15 protein-coding genes and 3 tRNA genes are annotated in these 17,367 nt (G+C 38.2%); 14 read left to right on the forward strand and 4 right to left on the reverse strand.

Translation table 11 applies throughout. The annotated features are described in order from the left end of the window. Nucleotides 1–71 precede the first annotated feature (71 nt). The 6 genes from deoA (at nucleotide 72) to priA (ending at nucleotide 7,583) form a co-directional block, all read left to right on the forward strand. Nucleotides 72–1,406 (forward strand): thymidine phosphorylase, encoded by a 1,335-nt coding sequence (gene deoA, locus PCNPT3_RS11375; RefSeq protein WP_041771552.1) that lies wholly within the window; start codon nucleotides 72–74, stop codon nucleotides 1,404–1,406. A 33-nt stretch (nucleotides 1,407–1,439) separates the two neighbouring features. Then, complete coding sequence (locus tag PCNPT3_RS11380; protein ID WP_015466014.1) at nucleotides 1,440–2,063, forward strand: hypothetical protein; 624 nt, start codon at nucleotides 1,440–1,442, stop codon at nucleotides 2,061–2,063. Between the two features lie 9 nt (nucleotides 2,064–2,072). Next, entirely contained in the window at nucleotides 2,073–2,474 is a 402-nt protein-coding gene (gene cdd / locus PCNPT3_RS11385) for a cytidine deaminase (protein WP_015466015.1), read from the forward strand. Nucleotides 2,475–2,864: 390 nt separating this feature from the next. Further along, entirely contained in the window at nucleotides 2,865–3,623 is a 759-nt protein-coding gene (gene udp, locus PCNPT3_RS11390; RefSeq protein WP_015466016.1) for a uridine phosphorylase, read from the forward strand. Between the two features lie 260 nt (nucleotides 3,624–3,883). After that, a complete protein-coding gene (locus PCNPT3_RS11395) occupies nucleotides 3,884–5,242 on the forward strand; it encodes an endonuclease (RefSeq protein WP_015466017.1) in 1,359 nt (452 codons plus the stop codon). A gap of 109 nt (nucleotides 5,243–5,351) precedes the next feature. Continuing rightward, nucleotides 5,352–7,583 carry a primosomal protein N' gene (priA, locus tag PCNPT3_RS11400; RefSeq protein ID WP_015466018.1) on the forward strand — a complete coding sequence of 744 codons (2,232 nt, stop codon included), beginning with the start codon at nucleotides 5,352–5,354 and terminating at the stop codon, nucleotides 7,581–7,583. Nucleotides 7,584–7,686: 103 nt separating this feature from the next. Here priA and PCNPT3_RS11405 read toward each other — a convergent pair whose 3' ends face one another. Beyond that, complete coding sequence (locus tag PCNPT3_RS11405; RefSeq protein ID WP_015466019.1) at nucleotides 7,687–9,225, reverse strand: sensor domain-containing diguanylate cyclase; 1,539 nt, start codon at nucleotides 9,223–9,225, stop codon at nucleotides 7,687–7,689. A 359-nt stretch (nucleotides 9,226–9,584) separates the two neighbouring features. Continuing rightward, the gene (locus PCNPT3_RS11410; protein WP_015466020.1) at nucleotides 9,585–10,244 is read right to left on the reverse strand and encodes a DUF5610 domain-containing protein; all 660 of its coding nucleotides are present in this window, start codon (nucleotides 10,242–10,244) and stop codon (nucleotides 9,585–9,587) included. Nucleotides 10,245–10,614: 370 nt separating this feature from the next. Between PCNPT3_RS11410 and PCNPT3_RS11415 the strand changes: the two genes are divergently transcribed. Beyond that, the gene (locus PCNPT3_RS11415) at nucleotides 10,615–12,024 is read left to right on the forward strand and encodes an alanine/glycine:cation symporter family protein (protein ID WP_015466021.1); all 1,410 of its coding nucleotides are present in this window, start codon (nucleotides 10,615–10,617) and stop codon (nucleotides 12,022–12,024) included. A 315-nt stretch (nucleotides 12,025–12,339) separates the two neighbouring features. On the opposite strand, the gene trmB is transcribed toward PCNPT3_RS11415, so the two are convergent. Further along, nucleotides 12,340–13,071 carry a tRNA (guanosine(46)-N7)-methyltransferase TrmB gene (gene trmB, locus PCNPT3_RS11420; protein WP_015466022.1) on the reverse strand — a complete coding sequence of 244 codons (732 nt, stop codon included), beginning with the start codon at nucleotides 13,069–13,071 and terminating at the stop codon, nucleotides 12,340–12,342. A gap of 127 nt (nucleotides 13,072–13,198) precedes the next feature. On the opposite strand from trmB, the gene mutY reads away from it, so the two are divergent. The 7 genes from mutY to PCNPT3_RS11455 all read left to right on the forward strand — a co-directional run bounded on the left by mutY (nucleotide 13,199) and on the right by PCNPT3_RS11455 (nucleotide 16,664). Then, the gene (gene mutY, locus PCNPT3_RS11425; protein WP_015466023.1) at nucleotides 13,199–14,269 is read left to right on the forward strand and encodes an A/G-specific adenine glycosylase; all 1,071 of its coding nucleotides are present in this window, start codon (nucleotides 13,199–13,201) and stop codon (nucleotides 14,267–14,269) included. Then, nucleotides 14,269–14,538 (forward strand): oxidative damage protection protein, encoded by a 270-nt coding sequence (locus tag PCNPT3_RS11430; RefSeq protein ID WP_015466024.1) that lies wholly within the window; start codon nucleotides 14,269–14,271, stop codon nucleotides 14,536–14,538. Before mutY ends, PCNPT3_RS11430 begins: the two co-directional genes overlap by 1 nt. Before the next feature lie 138 nt (nucleotides 14,539–14,676). Then, nucleotides 14,677–14,752 (forward strand) — tRNA-Phe (locus PCNPT3_RS11435). A gap of 57 nt (nucleotides 14,753–14,809) precedes the next feature. Then, nucleotides 14,810–14,885: transfer RNA gene (locus PCNPT3_RS11440), tRNA-Thr, on the forward strand. A 30-nt stretch (nucleotides 14,886–14,915) separates the two neighbouring features. Next, a tRNA-Phe gene (locus PCNPT3_RS11445) sits at nucleotides 14,916–14,991 on the forward strand. A 174-nt stretch (nucleotides 14,992–15,165) separates the two neighbouring features. Next, the gene (locus PCNPT3_RS11450) at nucleotides 15,166–15,861 is read left to right on the forward strand and encodes a potassium channel family protein (protein ID WP_015466025.1); all 696 of its coding nucleotides are present in this window, start codon (nucleotides 15,166–15,168) and stop codon (nucleotides 15,859–15,861) included. Next, entirely contained in the window at nucleotides 15,861–16,664 is an 804-nt protein-coding gene (locus PCNPT3_RS11455; RefSeq protein WP_015466026.1) for an S-adenosylmethionine decarboxylase, read from the forward strand. The genes PCNPT3_RS11450 and PCNPT3_RS11455 overlap by 1 nt, the downstream gene beginning before the upstream one ends. Here PCNPT3_RS11455 and PCNPT3_RS11460 read toward each other — a convergent pair. After that, nucleotides 16,648–17,331, reverse strand: coding sequence for an SIMPL domain-containing protein (locus PCNPT3_RS11460; RefSeq protein ID WP_015466027.1), 684 nt, complete (start codon nucleotides 17,329–17,331; stop codon nucleotides 16,648–16,650). The two genes, PCNPT3_RS11455 and PCNPT3_RS11460, sit on opposite strands and share 17 nt — an antisense overlap. Between the last annotated feature and the right edge of the window lie 36 nt (nucleotides 17,332–17,367).

Consider the following 17,367-nt stretch of genomic DNA (forward strand, 5'->3'; position numbering starts at 1 on the left):
TATCCCACAAAATTGCACGCGAGACAAACAACTGTTTGCCAATATCAATAAAAAAATGGAGTTAAACAATGATATTACTACCTCAAGAAATCATTCGCAGTAAACGTGATGGAAAAACCTTAAGCAAACAAGAAATAGACTATTTTATTCAAGGCGTCACCAATAACAGCGTCACAGAAAGTCAAATTGCAGCCTTTGCGATGGCCGTATATTTCCAAGATATGACCATGGACGAACGTGTTCTATTAGTCTCTGCGATGCGCGACTCGGGTATGACCATAGATTGGACAAATTTACATTTAGATGGACCGGTTGTTGATAAACATTCAACGGGCGGTGTGGGTGATGTTACCTCGTTAATGCTTGGTCCTATGATTGCAGCCTGTGGCGGTTATGTACCGATGATATCAGGTCGAGGTTTAGGTCATACAGGCGGCACTTTAGATAAGCTAGATGCTATCCCGGGTTATCAAACTACCCCTGAAAGTACCGACCAATTTCTTAAAATTGTAAAAGAAGTGGGTGTGGCTATTATTGCGCAAACCGGCGACTTAGCACCAGCAGACAAGCGTATTTATGCAACACGTGATATTACGGCAACGGTTGAGTCTATTCCCTTGATCACCGCATCTATTTTATCAAAAAAATTAGCATCTGGCCTTGAGTCACTGGTTATGGATGTAAAAGCGGGCAGTGGCGCATTTATGCCTACCTTTGAAAAATCAGAAGAATTAGCGAAAAGCATTGTGGCAACGGCCAATGGTGCGGGTTGTAAAACCACCGCATTAATTACCAATATGAATCAAGTACTCGCAAGCTCTGCAGGTAATGCGCTTGAAGTACGCGAAGCGGTACAATTTTTAACGGGTGAATACGTAAACCCTCGTTTACATGAAGTCACCATGGCGCTGTGCTCTGAAATGTTACAACTCAGTGGCCTTGCGACAGACGTTGACGATGCACAGAAAAAACTACAAGCGGTACTCGATAATGGTAAAGCGGCTGAAGTCTTTGGTAAAATGGTCAGCGCATTAGGCGGACCGACTGATTTTGTTGAAAATTACGATACTTACTTACAAAAATCAGCCATTATTCGCCCTGTTTATGCATTACAAAGTGGCTTTGTACAAAGCATGGATACCCGCGCTATCGGTATGGCGGTTGTGAGTATGGGCGGTGGTCGCATGAAGTCATCTGACAGTATTGATTATGCCGTTGGTTTTAACCAATTTATCTCGTTAGGTGATGAGGTTACAAAAGACAAACCATTAGCGATGATCCACGTACAAAATGAAGCACAGTTTAGTGATGCAGAGCGCGCAATACAACACGCTATAATGTGTGGTGATAAAAAACTACCGACAGAAACACAAGTCTATTCGCGCATCCGCTTAGACGATATATAATCAATAGTATTATAACGTCTACAAAGGATTATTATGGACTTTGATTGGGTTGAATGGTTTGGATATCTTGCGTCGCTGGTTGTCTTAGTATCACTGACAATGAGCTCTATTGTAAAATTAAGAGTGATCAACTTTATTGGTTGTTTGCTTTTCGCAAGTTTTGCCTACTTTATAAATTCATGGCCGACTATCGTCATGAATTTAAGTATTGCATGCATCAATATCTATTATTTGTATCATATTTACCACACAGAAGAGAACTTTAAGATATTAAGTGCCAACAAGGACTCTGAATATTTTCAGCATTTTTTAAGTGTGAATGAAGATGATATTGCATTGCAAATTACAAAAGAGAAACTACACCAAGCCGATACTGCGTTGTATCTATTGCGCGATGATAATATCGTCGGTATTTTAGTGGGAAATTGTGATCATCAAGGTACATTTACCATTGAGCTTGATTACGTAACCTCACGCTACCGTGATTTTAAATTAGGATCGTATTATTACAATGACAACCCAGAGCTCCTAAAAAGCAAAGGATTTAAAGAACTCAAAGCTTATGCACATAATAATGAGCACGCTTTTTATCTTAAAAAAGTAGGCTTTAGCAAACACCAAGACAAACAGTCTACTTTTTATACTAAAACATTATAAGGTTTAACCATGAACTATTTTAACGAACTAAAAACACTGCTTGATTGCTCTTCTGCCCCTTATTCAGGATTTAATGTGGCATCTATTGTTGTCACGGTTGATGGAAAAGTCTACAAAGGCGTAAATGTTGAATCAGCAGCTTACCCTACAACCAATTGTGCTGAGCGTAATGCGCTACAAACTGCCATTACCGAAGGTACTAAATTAGGCGAAATAAAAGAAGTACATATCCTTGCGCGTAATGCACAAAAAACATTAGTACAAGCGTATCCTTGTGGCTCTTGTCGCCAAGTAATTGCTGAACTATCCGCTAATGATGCCATGGTATTTTGTTATGCTTCAGCAACAGAAATTGCAGAGCACAGCATTGCGGAACTACTCCCACATGCCTTTTTAGGTGCAGATTTGTAATCAACACCGATAGAAAAGATAAAACAGATACTGATCTAAAAATCGGTATCTGCTTCTCCCCTTCGTTCTACCTTTCAAAAAACACTAATGAAAAAATCCAAATAATATTTAACTGACCTATTTATCAACCACATATTTTGTTATACCAAGTAGATATTTTTAAAATAATCTCTTTGCGCTCGATCTAGATCTCATTTTAAGAGTTGAACTGCCCATAAACTGGTTGCACTGAGTCATTACTATGTATTTCCAATTTTAATAAATGTTAATAATAAAAACAATATTTAACATACCAATACAGCTAAAATAGACTCTCAATAACGAATTATTAGCATTACCCCGTTACTCTTTTTGTAACGAGTAATATATTTTTATTATAAGGAACACAACATGTCAGACGTATTTCATTTAGGTTTAACCAAAAAAATGTTAGATGGTGCAAATTTAGCGATCGTCCCAGGCGATCCTGAGCGCGTTAAAAAAATTGCAGAGTTAATGGATAATGCCACGTTCCTTGCAAGTCACCGCGAATATACCAGCTACCTTGCTTATATTGATGGTAAAGCCATTGTAATTTGCTCAACAGGTATCGGTGGTCCATCAACTTCTATCGCCATTGAAGAGTTAGCACAGCTCGGTGTGCGTACATTCTTACGTGTCGGCACTACTGGCGCTATCCAAGAACATGTGAATGTAGGTGATATCATTGTCACTCAAGCATCTGTTCGCCTTGATGGTGCAAGCTTACACTTTGCACCAATGGAATATCCAGCGGTTGCAGATTTTGAATGTACGACAGCGGTTGTTGCAGCTTGTCGTGATGCAGGCATTGAGCCTCATATTGGTATTACAGCATCATCTGACACGTTCTACCCTGGCCAAGAGCGCTACGATACCGTATCAGGTCGTATTACACGTCGTTTTAAAGGTTCAATGCAAGAATGGCAAGATCTTGGCGTACTGAACTATGAAATGGAGTCATCAACGCTATTTACTATGTGTGCATCACAAGGTTGGCGCGCAGCATGTGTTGCTGGTGTTATTGTTAACCGTACACAACAAGAGATCCCAAGTGTCGAAAGCATGAAAAAAACAGAAGTAGATGCGATTTCAATCGTTGTTGCGGCTGCAAAAAAACTCAGCGTTTAAACCTCTGATCTAAATAATCTAAAACGTAAAGCGCTGATGCTTTACGTTTTATTGCTTTATTGCTTTATTTAATCTATTTTACCGACTCACATCTTTACACATAACATCCCTTCCTCATCCCTTAGCGATAACTATTACATTTATATTGAAAAGACATTCGTCTTGAGTACAATACTTTAATGGGTTTTGCCACTACATCTAATACATGTATCTCTTACAACCCCATATAAATGGACTTTTTATTTTAAAAGGGAATATATATGTTTTATAAATATAAACAGTTTTTTTGTCTCTGTAGTGTTTTTTTCATTTTTTCATGTCAACCAGAAATAGATTTCTCACCGACTACAAAAAACTTATTAGTTAATAGTGGATTTGAAAACTGGCCCAATAATACACTGGCATATTGGTCTACTACTGATAAAGGTCTTACGTTTACTCAAGAACACTCTATTTATAGGAATGGATCTTCTAGCGCCAAAATAAGTATTCTTTCGACCGAGCAAAGAGACAGTGATTTCCGTCAATCTATCGATGTAAAACGAGGAGAGTCATATAAATTATCCGTTTGGGTTTATCATACCCAAGGATATAGTAAAGCCCGAATATTTATCGATGGCTATCAAAACTATAGTAATAATAATTTAATACATCAATGGCAAGAGCTTACGTTTAATTACCATGCAACGGCAACGAAACGCATTAATATTGGTTTACGTTTTTATGCTCAAGTCGGTTTTAAAAGTGGCGAAAATGTCTATGTTGATGACTTTACTCTTATCCAAACCAGTCATTCCTATATAAACAATACTAGCACTGAAAATACACAGTCTGTTGCATCTGCTGAAGTTCTAGACGCTTATTATAAAGAGGCTAAATACAAAACAAGTTTTAGCTTAAAAACGGCGTTATATAACATCATTAAAAATCATCAGGTGCGCACCTATAGTGATGTATGGTCATTCATCTCAGCCAATAGTCGTGATATTTATTATGACAAAGATCATTCAATATTAGACATGTATTCCGAAAACCCTTCTAGCTCAGATAGCTATTATTTTGATCCCGAAGATAAATGTGGGAAGTCTCAAGTCGAAGCCGAAGGAAATTGTTACAATCGAGAGCATTCTTTCCCTAAATCTTGGTTTGGAGGAGAAATTTCCCCGATGTATACCGATATTCACCCTCTTTTCGCAACTGATGGCTATGTTAATAGCCGGCGATCACGCTTTCCTTATGGCGAAACTAACTACCCTACCTGGACATCTAAAAATGGTAGTAAATTAGGCCAAGCAAACGCATCTACAAATTATAATGGTATCGTTTTTGAGCCCATTGATGAGTTTAAAGGCGATTTTGCACGCGCCTACTTTTATATGGCAACACGCTATGAAAATGTGATCAGCACTTGGAAAGGTAAAGATACAATCGGAAGTGCCGTCTTAGATGGTAGTAAAAACAGAGTATTTCAGCCTTGGGTTATTACATTACTTAAACGCTGGCACGCAAACGATCCCGTAAGCTTAAAAGAGCGACAACGTAATAAAGCAGCCTTTGATTATCAAGGTAATCGCAATCCGTATATCGACCACCCTGAATATGTAACTGAAATTTGGTAGGATTAAACTATTATAAAGGCTTCTTTAAAAGAGGCCTTAATAGAGTATATTAAATACACCTCAGTGCAGAAAAGCGCTACAATCATTCTTTTCTTAGTAAAATCAACTTATGCCTAAACCCATTATTTGTCAGGTCGCATTACCTATTCCTTTGCGCAGATCATTTGATTATCAGTTGCCAGCACACCTCGCCCCAGAGCAATTAACAAGCCTGGTCGGTCGACGAGTATGCGTCCCTTTTGGTGGGAAAAAACAAATGATTGGGGTTATATGTAGCACCACCCAAGATAGCGATTTTGATTTAAAAAAAATAAAATCAGTCATCACATTGATCGATACGCAGCCCTTATTAAGCACCCCTCTTTGGGATTTATTACAGTGGGCCTCTGTGTATTATCAACACCCTTTTGGCGATGTATTACAACAAGCCTTACCTAGCGCATTACGTAAAGGCAAAGAAGCCACGTTTAAAGCACAAGAATATTGGGAAATAACATCGACAGATGCAGATATTATCGAGACGAAACGCGCCAAAAAGCAGTATCAAGCATTGCTTTTATTACAGAAAAAATCACAGAGCGCAGCACAATTAAAAGTCCAAGGGATCAGTCGTAGCACCCTTAATGCGCTACAGCTAAAAAATCTTATTACGCGGATTGAAAAACAACCTGAATTTGACTTAAATTGGTCTAAAAATCTACAAGAAAGTGAAGATAAACCTAATTTAACAGCAGAGCAAGCGATTGCTATCACCGCGGTTAATCAACAAAACACGCAGTTTAATTGCTTTTTGTTGGAGGGGATCACCGGCAGTGGTAAGACAGAGGTCTATCTTAATATTTTAACGCCCATTCTAAAAATGGGAAAACAAGTGCTGATCATTGTGCCTGAAATTGGTTTAACGCCACAAATAGTACAACGTTTTCAAGCGCGTTTTAACTTGCCTATCTATTTAAAACACTCAGCGTTAAATGCGCGCCAGCAGCTCGATACTTGGTGCCATGCAAAACAAGGCAGTGCAGCCATTATCATCGGCACACGTAGCGCTATTTTTAGTGACATCAAAAACTTAGGGTTGATTATTTTAGATGAAGAGCATGATGCCTCTTTTAAACAACAAGAGGGATTTCGTTACCATGCACGCGATTTTGCTATCAAACGTGCGCACATGCAAAATATCCCTATTGTATTAGGCTCAGCAACGCCCGCATTAGAAACACTGCACAATGCATTACAAGGAAAGTTTCATCACTTACATTTAACGCAACGAGCTGGATCTGCGAAGCCCCCCGTAAGTAGCCTTATTAATCTAGCGGGCCTACCTTTACAATCAGGTCTTTCTCCGCAGCTGATTGAATTAATGGGCCAGCATTTACAAAAAGATAATCAAGTGATCCTTTTTCTTAATCGACGCGGATTCTCTCCTGTTTTAATGTGCCATGAATGTGGCTGGCTAGTAAAATGTACGCGTTGTGATGCCTTTTATACTTACCATAAAAAAGCGAATTATTTGCATTGTCATCACTGCGCATCGACATTACCTATCCCCAAGCAATGCCATGATTGTGGATCAACACAGCTCATCGCAAATGGGGTAGGAACAGAGCAATTAGAGCAGACATTACAAACACTTTTCCCAAGTTACCCTGTTATCCGTATTGATAGGGATAACACGCGTAAAAAAGAAAGTTTTGACCAATACCTCACCGATATTCACCAAGGTAAATATAAGATTTTACTGGGCACCCAAATGCTCGCTAAAGGGCATCATTTCCCTAATGTCACCTTAGTGGCTTTAATTGATGTTGATGGCGCCCTTTTTTGTAATGATTTTCGTGCCAGTGAACGTTTAGCTCAACTTTTCACACAGGTTTCAGGAAGGGCTGGGCGCGCCGAGAAGAAAGGTCAAGTGGTATTACAAACGCATCATCCCGAGCATGCTTTATTACAAGAGCTTATTAATAGTGGTTATACTCAGTTCTCACGAAATGCATTGTGTGAGCGAAAACTAGCGCAGTTACCTCCTTACCAATATCAAGCACTCTTACGCGCGGAATGTGAAAATGCCACGCTCGCTGAAAACTTTTTAAATCTTTGCAGACAAATTTTAATGCAAGTTTGTAACGAGCATAATATTACTGACAAAATGTTACTGTTGGGCCCTATTCCTGCCTCAATGGAGCGCCGTGCGGGACGCTATCGTTTTCAATTGTTAGTGCAATCAGCTTATCGCGCATTGATAACTCAAACATTACAGCGCGCAATAGAGGCGTTTACTAAACTGCCTGAAAGTAGGAAAGTAAGATGGTCTATCGACGTAGATCCGATTGATTTTATGTAATAGCATTGCGGATGTTATGCGCCGAAAATATTTTTCAGGCGCATAACAACAATGTAAATTGTGCAGATGTTGCGAAAACTGGCCAAAAAAGACTAAAAAACCTTTATTTGAAACAATTACGTCCTGAGTCCTTTGCAAGATATAAGGCTTTATCGGCTCTTTTTACAAGATCATCCACACTCAGATCATGCTTCACAGCTAAACTGCAACAACCGATACTAATGGTTAAGATATCACTAACAGATGAGTGTTGATGCTCTATTTCCAGATCACGAATAGCTTGTAAGCAAAGGCCTGCCATCGCACTTGCATCACTCGAATTTGGCATGATCATCGCAAATTCTTCGCCACCAAAACGCACAACTAAGTCGCCTGTACGCCTCGCAACTTTTTTTAACTTTTGAGCCACTTGCCTTAAAGCATCATCGCCAGCTTGATGTCCATAATTATCATTGTAAGCTTTAAAAAAGTCGATATCGATAATTAACAAAGAAATAAAGCCTGCACCGCGCATCGCGCGATCCCATTCATCTTGTAAATATATATCCATTTTCCGGCGGTTAAAAATACTGGTTAAAGGATCTATTAAAGATAATTTAGCTAATTTTTTATTGGCTTCATTAAGGTATTTTGTTTTTTCTTCTATGATTAAGTTAATAGCTGATGCTTGTTTTGAGCAAAAATACAGGTACCAAGAAATAGAAAGTGTCACTGTTAAACTAAAAAATAATAATAACAAGCTCAGATAACTTTTCCTCTTATCTAGATAACCTTGTGTTGCAACCGCTGTTAGCTCCCATATTCGCCCAGAAACTTCATCTAATACTGCGCGATACGTTAGATCACTACGTGAATCGCTATCGTCTCTAGAAAAATGTTCATGTAATAGCTCAGGACTATCACTATTAGTGATATCCATAAGCTGCATATCAATGCCAAGCGGATCCCCGCCTAACGCAGAAGCATTAAATATGTCCGCACTTTTAAAGACCGCACTAATAAACCCTAAAAGGTTCTCTTCTCGCTGTTGCTCATTAAAAGATGCTTTTTTATACACCGGAATATCGGTAATAAAAGACACTTTATGATCCGGTTCAAAAAGTAGCACTAATGGTCCAGTAGCATGTGCAATTCCGCTTTTTTTTGCAAGTATTAAGTTTTTAAAACGCGTCTCTTTTGTGCCGATATCTAGCCCAAAAATTTTCTGATGTTCAGCTTTAGGCACAATATATTGCAAGGGAAAATATTGTGCTCTCACGGAGGCAACGATCAGCTCTGTTAAGCTTTTCTTTTCCTTTATTATCATGTTATTTTGTTGCTCAAATTCGCCACGCTGATCTTGAGTAATTCGCGGTTCCCATGATAAAGAGAAAATAGTTTGATGCCTTTGTAACAGTAATTTAGCTTCATACTCAAATTCTGCAAAGCTGGGTATTTTTCCATTTCTAAATAAAATAAGTAAACAATGACTCAATTCTAAGTTTAAACTCAATTCTCGTTGCAGAGAAAGTACCCTTTGCTTAACATCACTTTCAAATTCTAGACGCACCGATTTTTTTTCAAAATTATGTAAAAGCCAAGCGCTCGAGAAAGACAAGCACAAGCCTAAAATAAAAACACTAAAAATACCTTTTTTATACATATATAATTTAAAACCTTAATCGAAATAAATAACTTACAGAGAATTACACTTACATTATACAAACGTTATTTTAAAAACGTGTGAATGTTTCGCATTATTTTACTCGGATAGGATCAATATATTAAAAATATATGTCTCTCAGTGTAGAGCAGATCGCGTAGTGCATAAATATAATATTATTTACTTATCCAAACGTTCATCGTCTAATACGCTAGATTAATAGGGACGTCATACTAAAAGAACTAAAAAAGGAAAAGTTACACATCAATTAGAGAGTCCCATGAGAAATTAAACAGCAGACACAGGTACTGATAAAAGGTTATAAAAGAGGGTTTTTATGACCAAAACGTTGGGAACGTCTATTTGCTTACCTCTTTATCTTTAATGTTGTCTTCTTTACTTATTATATTTTTATCTCCAACAGGCATTTCTGCACGCTTATTATCCAAAAATATTTGTAATAATTGTTGCACTAATACATAGGTTTTTTCTATGTTCTTTCCGGTATCGCCTTCAAGCGCATTTAAGTTTGTTAATATCTCTTTTGCTTCTAAAAATCCTTGATCAATAGCACCACTAATTATGTCAATGTAACTCGTTAATGATTGCTCTTCATCCATTTCAGGATGACGTTGCTGATACACGCCATAATATTGCGTACTAAACATAACAATACGCTCAGCAGTTGCCTGCGGGCTTACATCAATACCCTCTTCGTAATTGTCTTCAACTGTTTTCTCAATATCTATTTCTTGTAGTGCTTTATTAATACCTTGTAATATTGTTTTTAATAATAAAGATTCAGGCTGGTTTTTGATCGTGGTATTAAATTTTAAGGCAGAATCTAATATAGCAGCATTAAGACGTTTTTTGTTTTGTACATGTACGGGCTCTGTCACTTCATCTGCATTTTTCTTATTTGTTAATGAGTTAGGAGCGTTTTTAAGATCTGAAGGCACCGTTATATTGTTTTTTTTCAGAGGCGCCGAAGCGAAATCAGGTTTAATTGCCATAGACATGATATTCTCCTGCTAAATAAGCTTATTTATCTTTGTTTTGTAAAGTATAGTTCAGATAAACACCTGCATCTGCATAAAAAAAGACCAGACACACTTTAAATGTACCCGAAAATATTAAAATTACATCAGCGGGACGTGCTAACCCAAGAATTTGTTAAACAATTGCGCTACATATTTGCTATATTGCCTCTCGATTTTTAAAAAACGAGTGATTAAAAGGACTTATTAATCCACTTATCAACATAATTGCAGTATTAAAGTCAAAGAGTATCGTCAATAAGATTAATTCTAATCGCTATCCACATAACGACTAGAATTACTTTTCTTTTACGCTTCGATTTACTGTATTGAATCAAAATAAGGAAAATATATGTTAGAAATTTTTAATATGATCAATGGTATTTTATGGGGCAAATTACTTGTCTATTTATTGATAGGAACCGGTGTTTACTTCACAATTCGTCTTGGCTTTATTCAATTTCGCCACTTCCTACATACTTTCACAGTGATGCGTAATAGCCGAAAATCTGATAAAGAAGGCATTTCATCTTTCCAAGCGCTTTCAACCAGTCTGGCTGCGCGCGTTGGCACAGGTAACTTAGCGGGCGTCGCTATTGCGATCACTGTAGGTGGCCCTGGTGCTATTTTCTGGATGTGGGTTATTGCTATCATTGGTATGGCAACAAGCTTTGCAGAAAGCACGCTTGCACAAGCCTACAAAGTACATGACGATGATGGTAATTTCCGTGGTGGTCCAGCTTATTATATGGAACGAGGCCTAAATGCGCGTTGGATGGGTAGCTTATTCGCTATCTTATTAATTATTGCTTTTGGCTTGGTATTTAACGCCGTACAAGCAAACTCAATTACAGCAGCCTTGCATGAATCGTTTGGTCTCGACAAAACAAATGTTGGTATTGCTCTTTTTGTTATCTCTGGATTAGTTATCTTTACCGGCATTCGAGGTATTGCAAAAATATCTGAAAAAATAGTGCCTATCATGGCACTCGGCTACTTAATCATTGCACTTTGTGTTGTCTTAATGAACATTGGGCAGATCCCAGCCATCTTAAGCTTAATTTTTGATTCAGCTTTCGGTTGGAGAGAAGCAACTGGTGGTGCATTTGGCGCAATGATCATGACAGGTGTACAACGTGGTTTGTTCTCCAATGAAGCGGGTATGGGTAGTGCTGCAAATGCAGCTGCAACTGCATCACCTTATCCTCCTCACCCTGCATCACAAGGTTATGTACAAATGCTAGGTGTATTCATTGACACTATCATTATCTGTACTGCTACCGCCTCTATTATTTTGCTATCCGGTGGTGTCGAATCGTTTACTAATATGGGTGGTGTTGAAATAACACAACGTGCATTAGCTTTTCAAGTGGGTGATTGGGGTGGTCAATTTGTCGCTATCGCTTTGATGTTCTTTGCATTCACTTCTATTATTGCAAATTACTCTTATGCTGAAACAAACTTAATGTTCTTACAACACAAGCATTCACGCGGTGTTAACTCGCTACGTATTGCCGTGTTAGGTATGATCATGTTTGGTGCGACGCAGAGTAATGAAGTGATTTGGGCATTAGCGGATGTATCAATGGGATTAATGGCTATCGTCAACTTGATCGCAATATTATTGCTTTCTAATGAAGTCGTTAAACTCGCTAAAGATTATAATCAGCAATTAAATGAAGGTAAATTACCAACATTTGATAGAACTAAGATCCCTGAGCTTGATAAGAAAATTGAACCGGGTATCTGGGAAAAACAATAATTTTATTTAACGCCTAATAAAATTAATAAAAATGCCGATCACAACAGTGATCGGCATTTTTTTATGCCTGTTTTTATAGGTTCATGTTTTCAATACCGAACTCAAATATAATTGCTCAATAAAAAGGGGAATAATACGAGACTAAAAACCTAAAGGCTCCGCTTTATTTTCATGCGGATCACTCAACAACATGTTAATTACATTCACACCCTTCAGGGTGAATGTCTACGTTTACCTGCCCAAAAGACATAAAAAAACCCAAGATTTTTACACCTTAGGCTTTATTTTAAACGGACTTAAAAAGTAACGCGTTTTTTAGCTAATACGTTTAAATAAAAGATCCCAAACACCATGACCTAAACGATGACCACGACTTTCAAACTTTGTAAGAGGGCGCCACTCTGGTCGCTCAATATAGCTATCTTGACTACAATTTTCAAAACCAACACTCGATGACATAACCTCGAGCATATGCTCTGCATACTGCTCCCAGTCAGTCGCCATGTGGATTTTTCCACCGAAAATCAATTTAGGGCACATATCTTCAATAAAACTCGTTTGTACAAGTCTGCGCTTGTTATGGCGCGCTTTATGCCAAGGATCTGGAAAATAAAGCTGAAAAGTCGCTAAACTGTTATCCGGGATCATAAATTCAAGCACTTCAACTGCATCATAATTCATCACGCGTAAGTTAGTTAACCCCGCATCAGCAGCATCAGCAAGGCACGCCCCAACACCTGGACCATGCACTTCAATACCAAGAAAATCTTTGTCTGGTGCGTTAAGCGCCATCTCAACTAAAGATTTCCCCATACCAAAGCCGATTTCTAATACGACATCAGCGTCACGCCCAAAAATCGCGTTAAAATCTAAAAGTTCCTTCTTAAAATCAAGTCCCATTGTTGCCCATAACGTATCCGTTGCCGTTTGCTGACGATGCGTCATACGTCCTTCACGTTTTACAAAAGAACGGATCTTACGCATATGCTTTTGTTCTTCAACTGGTGCGTCATTGGTGCTATCTACATTATTTTGTTGATCTGTCATTTTTACCCTACTCAGTATTCTGGCTATATTAAAGGCATTATATCGTTAACACTTAATTTTTGTAATTCTAATTTTTTATGTTCTTCTGTTATGCTCTCACACCTGAATTTGCAATAACGAGTAGCGCGTGCAAGAAAACACTTTTAATCAACGTATCCTTGACTGGCATACGCTATATGGACGAAAAAGCCTACCTTGGCAAATAGATAAAAGTCTATATAAAACATGGATCAGTGAGATCATGTTACAACAAACACAAGTGATCACCGTGATCCCTTACTTTAAAAAGTTTATGCGCGCCTTTCCAAATATCACTTATTTAGCCAATGCGCCTCTCGATGAGGTTTTACATCATTGGACAGGCCTTGGCTATTACGCACGCGCACGTAACTTACATAAAACCGCTATCGATATTCGAGATAATTACCAAGGCGCTTTCCCGACTGAATTTGACAATGTGATTGCCTTATCCGGCATAGGGCGATCTACCGCCGGCGCGATACTGTCTCTCACCTTAGGTCAAAATCATGCCATCTTAGACGGTAACGTCAAACGCGTTCTCACTCGCCATCAAAGCATCGAAGGCTGGACGGGTGAAAAGAAAGTTGAAAATCGTTTATGGACGTTAGCTGAAAAACTACTGCCACGACAAAAAGCAGATGTATTTAACCAAGCCATGATGGACATGGGGGCTATGGTTTGCACACGCAGTAAACCAAAATGCAACGAATGCCCGGTTTCGGTTGATTGCACCGGCTTACATTCTGGCGCGCCAACCGATTTTCCAACGCCTAAAGCTAAAAAGAAAATACCCGTAAGACAGGCAGTGATGTTAATTGTTTGCACTGCTGATGCGACAAAAATACAACTAATACAACGCCCTGCCTCTGGTATTTGGGGAGGGTTATGGTGTTTTCCTGAATTTGAAAGTATTGAACTCTGCTTGGACTTTTTAAAAGAAAAAGGCATAAAACAGTTTGATAAAAATGAACTCAATATGTTTCGTCATACTTTTAGCCACTTTCATTTTGATATTACGCCGCTATTGATCCGCGTAACCTCATGTACAAGTCTACAATCAATGGAAGATCCCGACGGACTTTGGTATAACTTAAACCAACCTCAAAAAATTGGATTGGCATCCGCCACAAAAAAAATATTAGCAACCGTTAATAATACGCTTGAAAAGGATAAATAATGTCACGCACTGTATATTGTACTTACTTAAAAAAAGAAGCTCCTGGTCTTACCTATCAGTTGATCCCAGGTGAGCTTGGAAAACGTATTTTTGATAATATTAGCCAAGAAGCTTGGACACAATGGCAGAAAAAACAGACCATGTTGATCAATGAAGGCAAACTAAATATGATGCAAGCTAGCGATCGAAAAATAATAGAAGACGCTATGGTCGGTTACTTGTTTGAAAATAAAAGTGTACACATTGAAGGTTTTAGCGAAGAATCTTAACCTCATGTTCACAAATGAGCCGGATCCTGCTCAATGTATAAGCGAACGCGTTAAAAACAAAAGAAAAGTACAAAAATAGGTTGACGATTGACACTAAAATCGATTTAATACGCCTCGTTCCCAGAACAAAGCAACAACGCTTCGTTAGCTCAGTCGGTAGAGCAGAGGATTGAAAATCCTCGTGTCCTTGGTTCAATTCCGAGACGAAGCACCATATTTTTGTTTGTTGAATATTCTTCAGCAAGCGGTGCAAATGCACACGTTTTCGTGTGCCGACTTAGCTCAGTCGGTAGAGCAACTGACTTGTAATCAGTAGGTCACCAGTTCGATTCCGGTAGTCGGCACCATTATCAACGCATCTTAGATGCTATATTTTTGCTTCGTTAGCTCAGTCGGTAGAGCAGAGGATTGAAAATCCTCGTGTCCTTGGTTCAATTCCGAGACGAAGCACCATTATTAAACCCCTAGATAGGTTCTATCTAGGGGTTTTTTATTACCCCTAAAAAACATTCATAACCCATTATTGAATGAGCCATATTTTCATCTGTATTTCCTCTGTCTACATAGCCCTTTCGTAAATAATAAAAAAAAGCTAAACTAACGTATTCCTTGCTCTCGAGTGTATGCATGCAACATTTATTATCACGTAAAAAACAGCCCCCTAAAGATAATTTTTTCTACCTGTTATGCAGCTTACTTTTTTTATTATTATCTAGTGCGATTGTTGCACAATTTGCTTTGCGATCTTTATTAGGCCAGTCTTTAGTCATGGCCTTTACGGTGATCAGTATGGGCATTGGTGTATGGAGTTTACGCTCTAATAAAGGGCTATTTAATGGCGCGATTGCTTTGACTTTGATCTGCGCGTTATTTAGTAGCGTGGTGATTTTTTTAGATCGTGCTAACTTATCCTTTTTACTGCTTTTCTTTATGCTATTTTTCTTTTTACTCACACTTAAACTTGCGACTGAGCAGGCCCTTTTTGCGGGTAAAATTACTTACAATAGTATTGTTGGATCTATTTGTATTTTTTTATTACTAGGACTAATTTGGGTGATCCTTTATCTACTCGTCAATGAATTTAGCGAAAATGCATTTTTAGGGCTGAACTTCCATACTTGGCAAGAGAACTTTCCCGATCTTATCTATTTTAGCTTTATTACGCTTACTACCAGTGGCTTTGGCGACATTTTGGCAATAAGTCCCATTGCTCGGTTTCTTGTCTATCTAGAATGCATTGTGGGCGTTTTTTATATGGCGATTGTTGTCGCGAGCTTGATCGGCTCATCTCTTAATACGCATAAAGCACGGCGCAGTCTTTAATGTTTTATGAAGGACGCGAGAAACGCTTAGAAATTATAACGCAAGGGATTAATTTACTGGATTTTCCGGTGGACTTTTGGCATGCAATGGTTCAACAAGCTGGCGCTTGTATTCTTGGTGAGATAAAAGAAAACAATATCAAAGCGTTTATTTTATCTGAGTCGAGCCTATTTATTTGGGAAAATAAACTACTGCTGATCACCTGTGGTACGACACATTTATTAGAAGCTGCTGTTTATTTCAAAAAAACAGCCCCTAAAAACAGTATTAAAGCATTACATTTTCAGCGTCATCAAGCGAATAAGCCAGATGCACAAAAAAGCACATTTACAGAGGATTGTGCCATATTACAAACGCTATCTCCGGGTAACACTCTGCACTGGCAAGATGATTACCAAGGCGACATTTTCAGATCTAATACTTATCAACCTTACAATGCAACAACCGCGATACTCATGCTCAATACGCTTAGTAGCCCCTTTGCGACGCGCTTACAAAATAACAGCGTCAGTAGTGACGAGATTGAGCAACATTTAGATATTAAGCGTTGCTTTAAGGACTTTCATATACATCAGCATAGCTTCCAGCCTAAAGGCTACTCTATTAATGGCATCTGTGGTGAAGGCTATTTTACATTGCACCTTAGCCCTGAAAGTATTGCCAGCTATTTAAGTTTTGAAAGTAATTTAAAGAGCGAGATATATCGCCCTTTTATGCAACACTTACGCCAGCTTTTTAACCCTCAAAAAGCCTATTTAATGTCTTTTGATAATAGTGATGTTTGCCTTAAGGTTTTAAAATAAAACGCACACTGACCCGATCTGTTATCTTTATTTTTTTAGGCGCTACATTAACGACATTGCTTTTCATCGACATTGCCATGGATCTAAAAATCACCGGTCTAGCCTCATTATTCTGGTAATTAATCGAGTATATTTTTCCTAACTTAGCATGATATAAGCTCGCCAGATCAGCCGCTTTTTGTTGCGAGTCTAACACTGCCATTTTACGTACTTTCATCCGCCATTTATGTGTATCTTGCAAACCATACTGCAATGTTGAAATCGAATCTATATTCGATTTTAATACGCTATCAATAAACAGATTCACCTTGTTAATATCGCTTAAGCGATAACTTAACTCATGACTCACCCGTACACCCACTAATCTTTTCTTATCTTGTGAATACTCATATTCTGGCGTACTACGTTGACTTAAACTCATTAATAACGCGGGAGAAAACCCGGCTTTTTTTAAGTTTTTAACTAATAAAGAGACTTTTTGATCGGTTTTTTGTTTTGCTAGCAAAGCGCTTTTATTCATAACATTTGCATTGAAATTTATGACAACTTGATCAGCTTCAACTTCTAATACCGCATTACCTGATACCGAAATATTCGCGATATCTGCCATAGAATTTGCCGAAGTGCTCAAAGACAGAAATATAAAACTTAATAATAAATAACGCATAAGGGCTCCTTTTGTGTGTGATCCCCATCTTAGTAC

Origin of the sequence: Psychromonas sp. CNPT3 (genome assembly GCF_000153405.2) — a bacterium.
Classification (GTDB): Bacteria; Pseudomonadota; Gammaproteobacteria; order Enterobacterales; family Psychromonadaceae; genus Psychromonas.

Bases quoted from the DNA above. Each gene is read 5' to 3' on its own strand.
- PCNPT3_RS11380 (WP_015466014.1), top strand. From the start codon at position 1,440: ATGGACTTTGATTGGGTTGAATGGTTTGGATATCTTGCGTCGCTGGTT.
- PCNPT3_RS11395 (WP_015466017.1), top strand. From the start codon at position 3,884: ATGTTTTATAAATATAAACAGTTTTTTTGTCTCTGTAGTGTTTTTTTC.
- cdd (WP_015466015.1), top strand. From the start codon at position 2,073: ATGAACTATTTTAACGAACTAAAAACACTGCTTGATTGCTCTTCTGCC.
- PCNPT3_RS11430 (WP_015466024.1), top strand. From the start codon at position 14,269: ATGTCACGCACTGTATATTGTACTTACTTAAAAAAAGAAGCTCCTGGT.
- udp (WP_015466016.1), top strand. From the start codon at position 2,865: ATGTCAGACGTATTTCATTTAGGTTTAACCAAAAAAATGTTAGATGGT.
- PCNPT3_RS11450 (WP_015466025.1), top strand. From the start codon at position 15,166: ATGCAACATTTATTATCACGTAAAAAACAGCCCCCTAAAGATAATTTT.
- PCNPT3_RS11415 (WP_015466021.1), top strand. From the start codon at position 10,615: ATGTTAGAAATTTTTAATATGATCAATGGTATTTTATGGGGCAAATTA.
- PCNPT3_RS11460 (WP_015466027.1), bottom strand. From the start codon at position 17,331: ATGCGTTATTTATTATTAAGTTTTATATTTCTGTCTTTGAGCACTTCG.
- trmB (WP_015466022.1), bottom strand. From the start codon at position 13,071: ATGACAGATCAACAAAATAATGTAGATAGCACCAATGACGCACCAGTT.
- PCNPT3_RS11455 (WP_015466026.1), top strand. From the start codon at position 15,861: ATGTTTTATGAAGGACGCGAGAAACGCTTAGAAATTATAACGCAAGGG.
- priA (WP_015466018.1), top strand. From the start codon at position 5,352: ATGCCTAAACCCATTATTTGTCAGGTCGCATTACCTATTCCTTTGCGC.
- PCNPT3_RS11410 (WP_015466020.1), bottom strand. From the start codon at position 10,244: ATGTCTATGGCAATTAAACCTGATTTCGCTTCGGCGCCTCTGAAAAAA.
- PCNPT3_RS11405 (WP_015466019.1), bottom strand. From the start codon at position 9,225: ATGTATAAAAAAGGTATTTTTAGTGTTTTTATTTTAGGCTTGTGCTTG.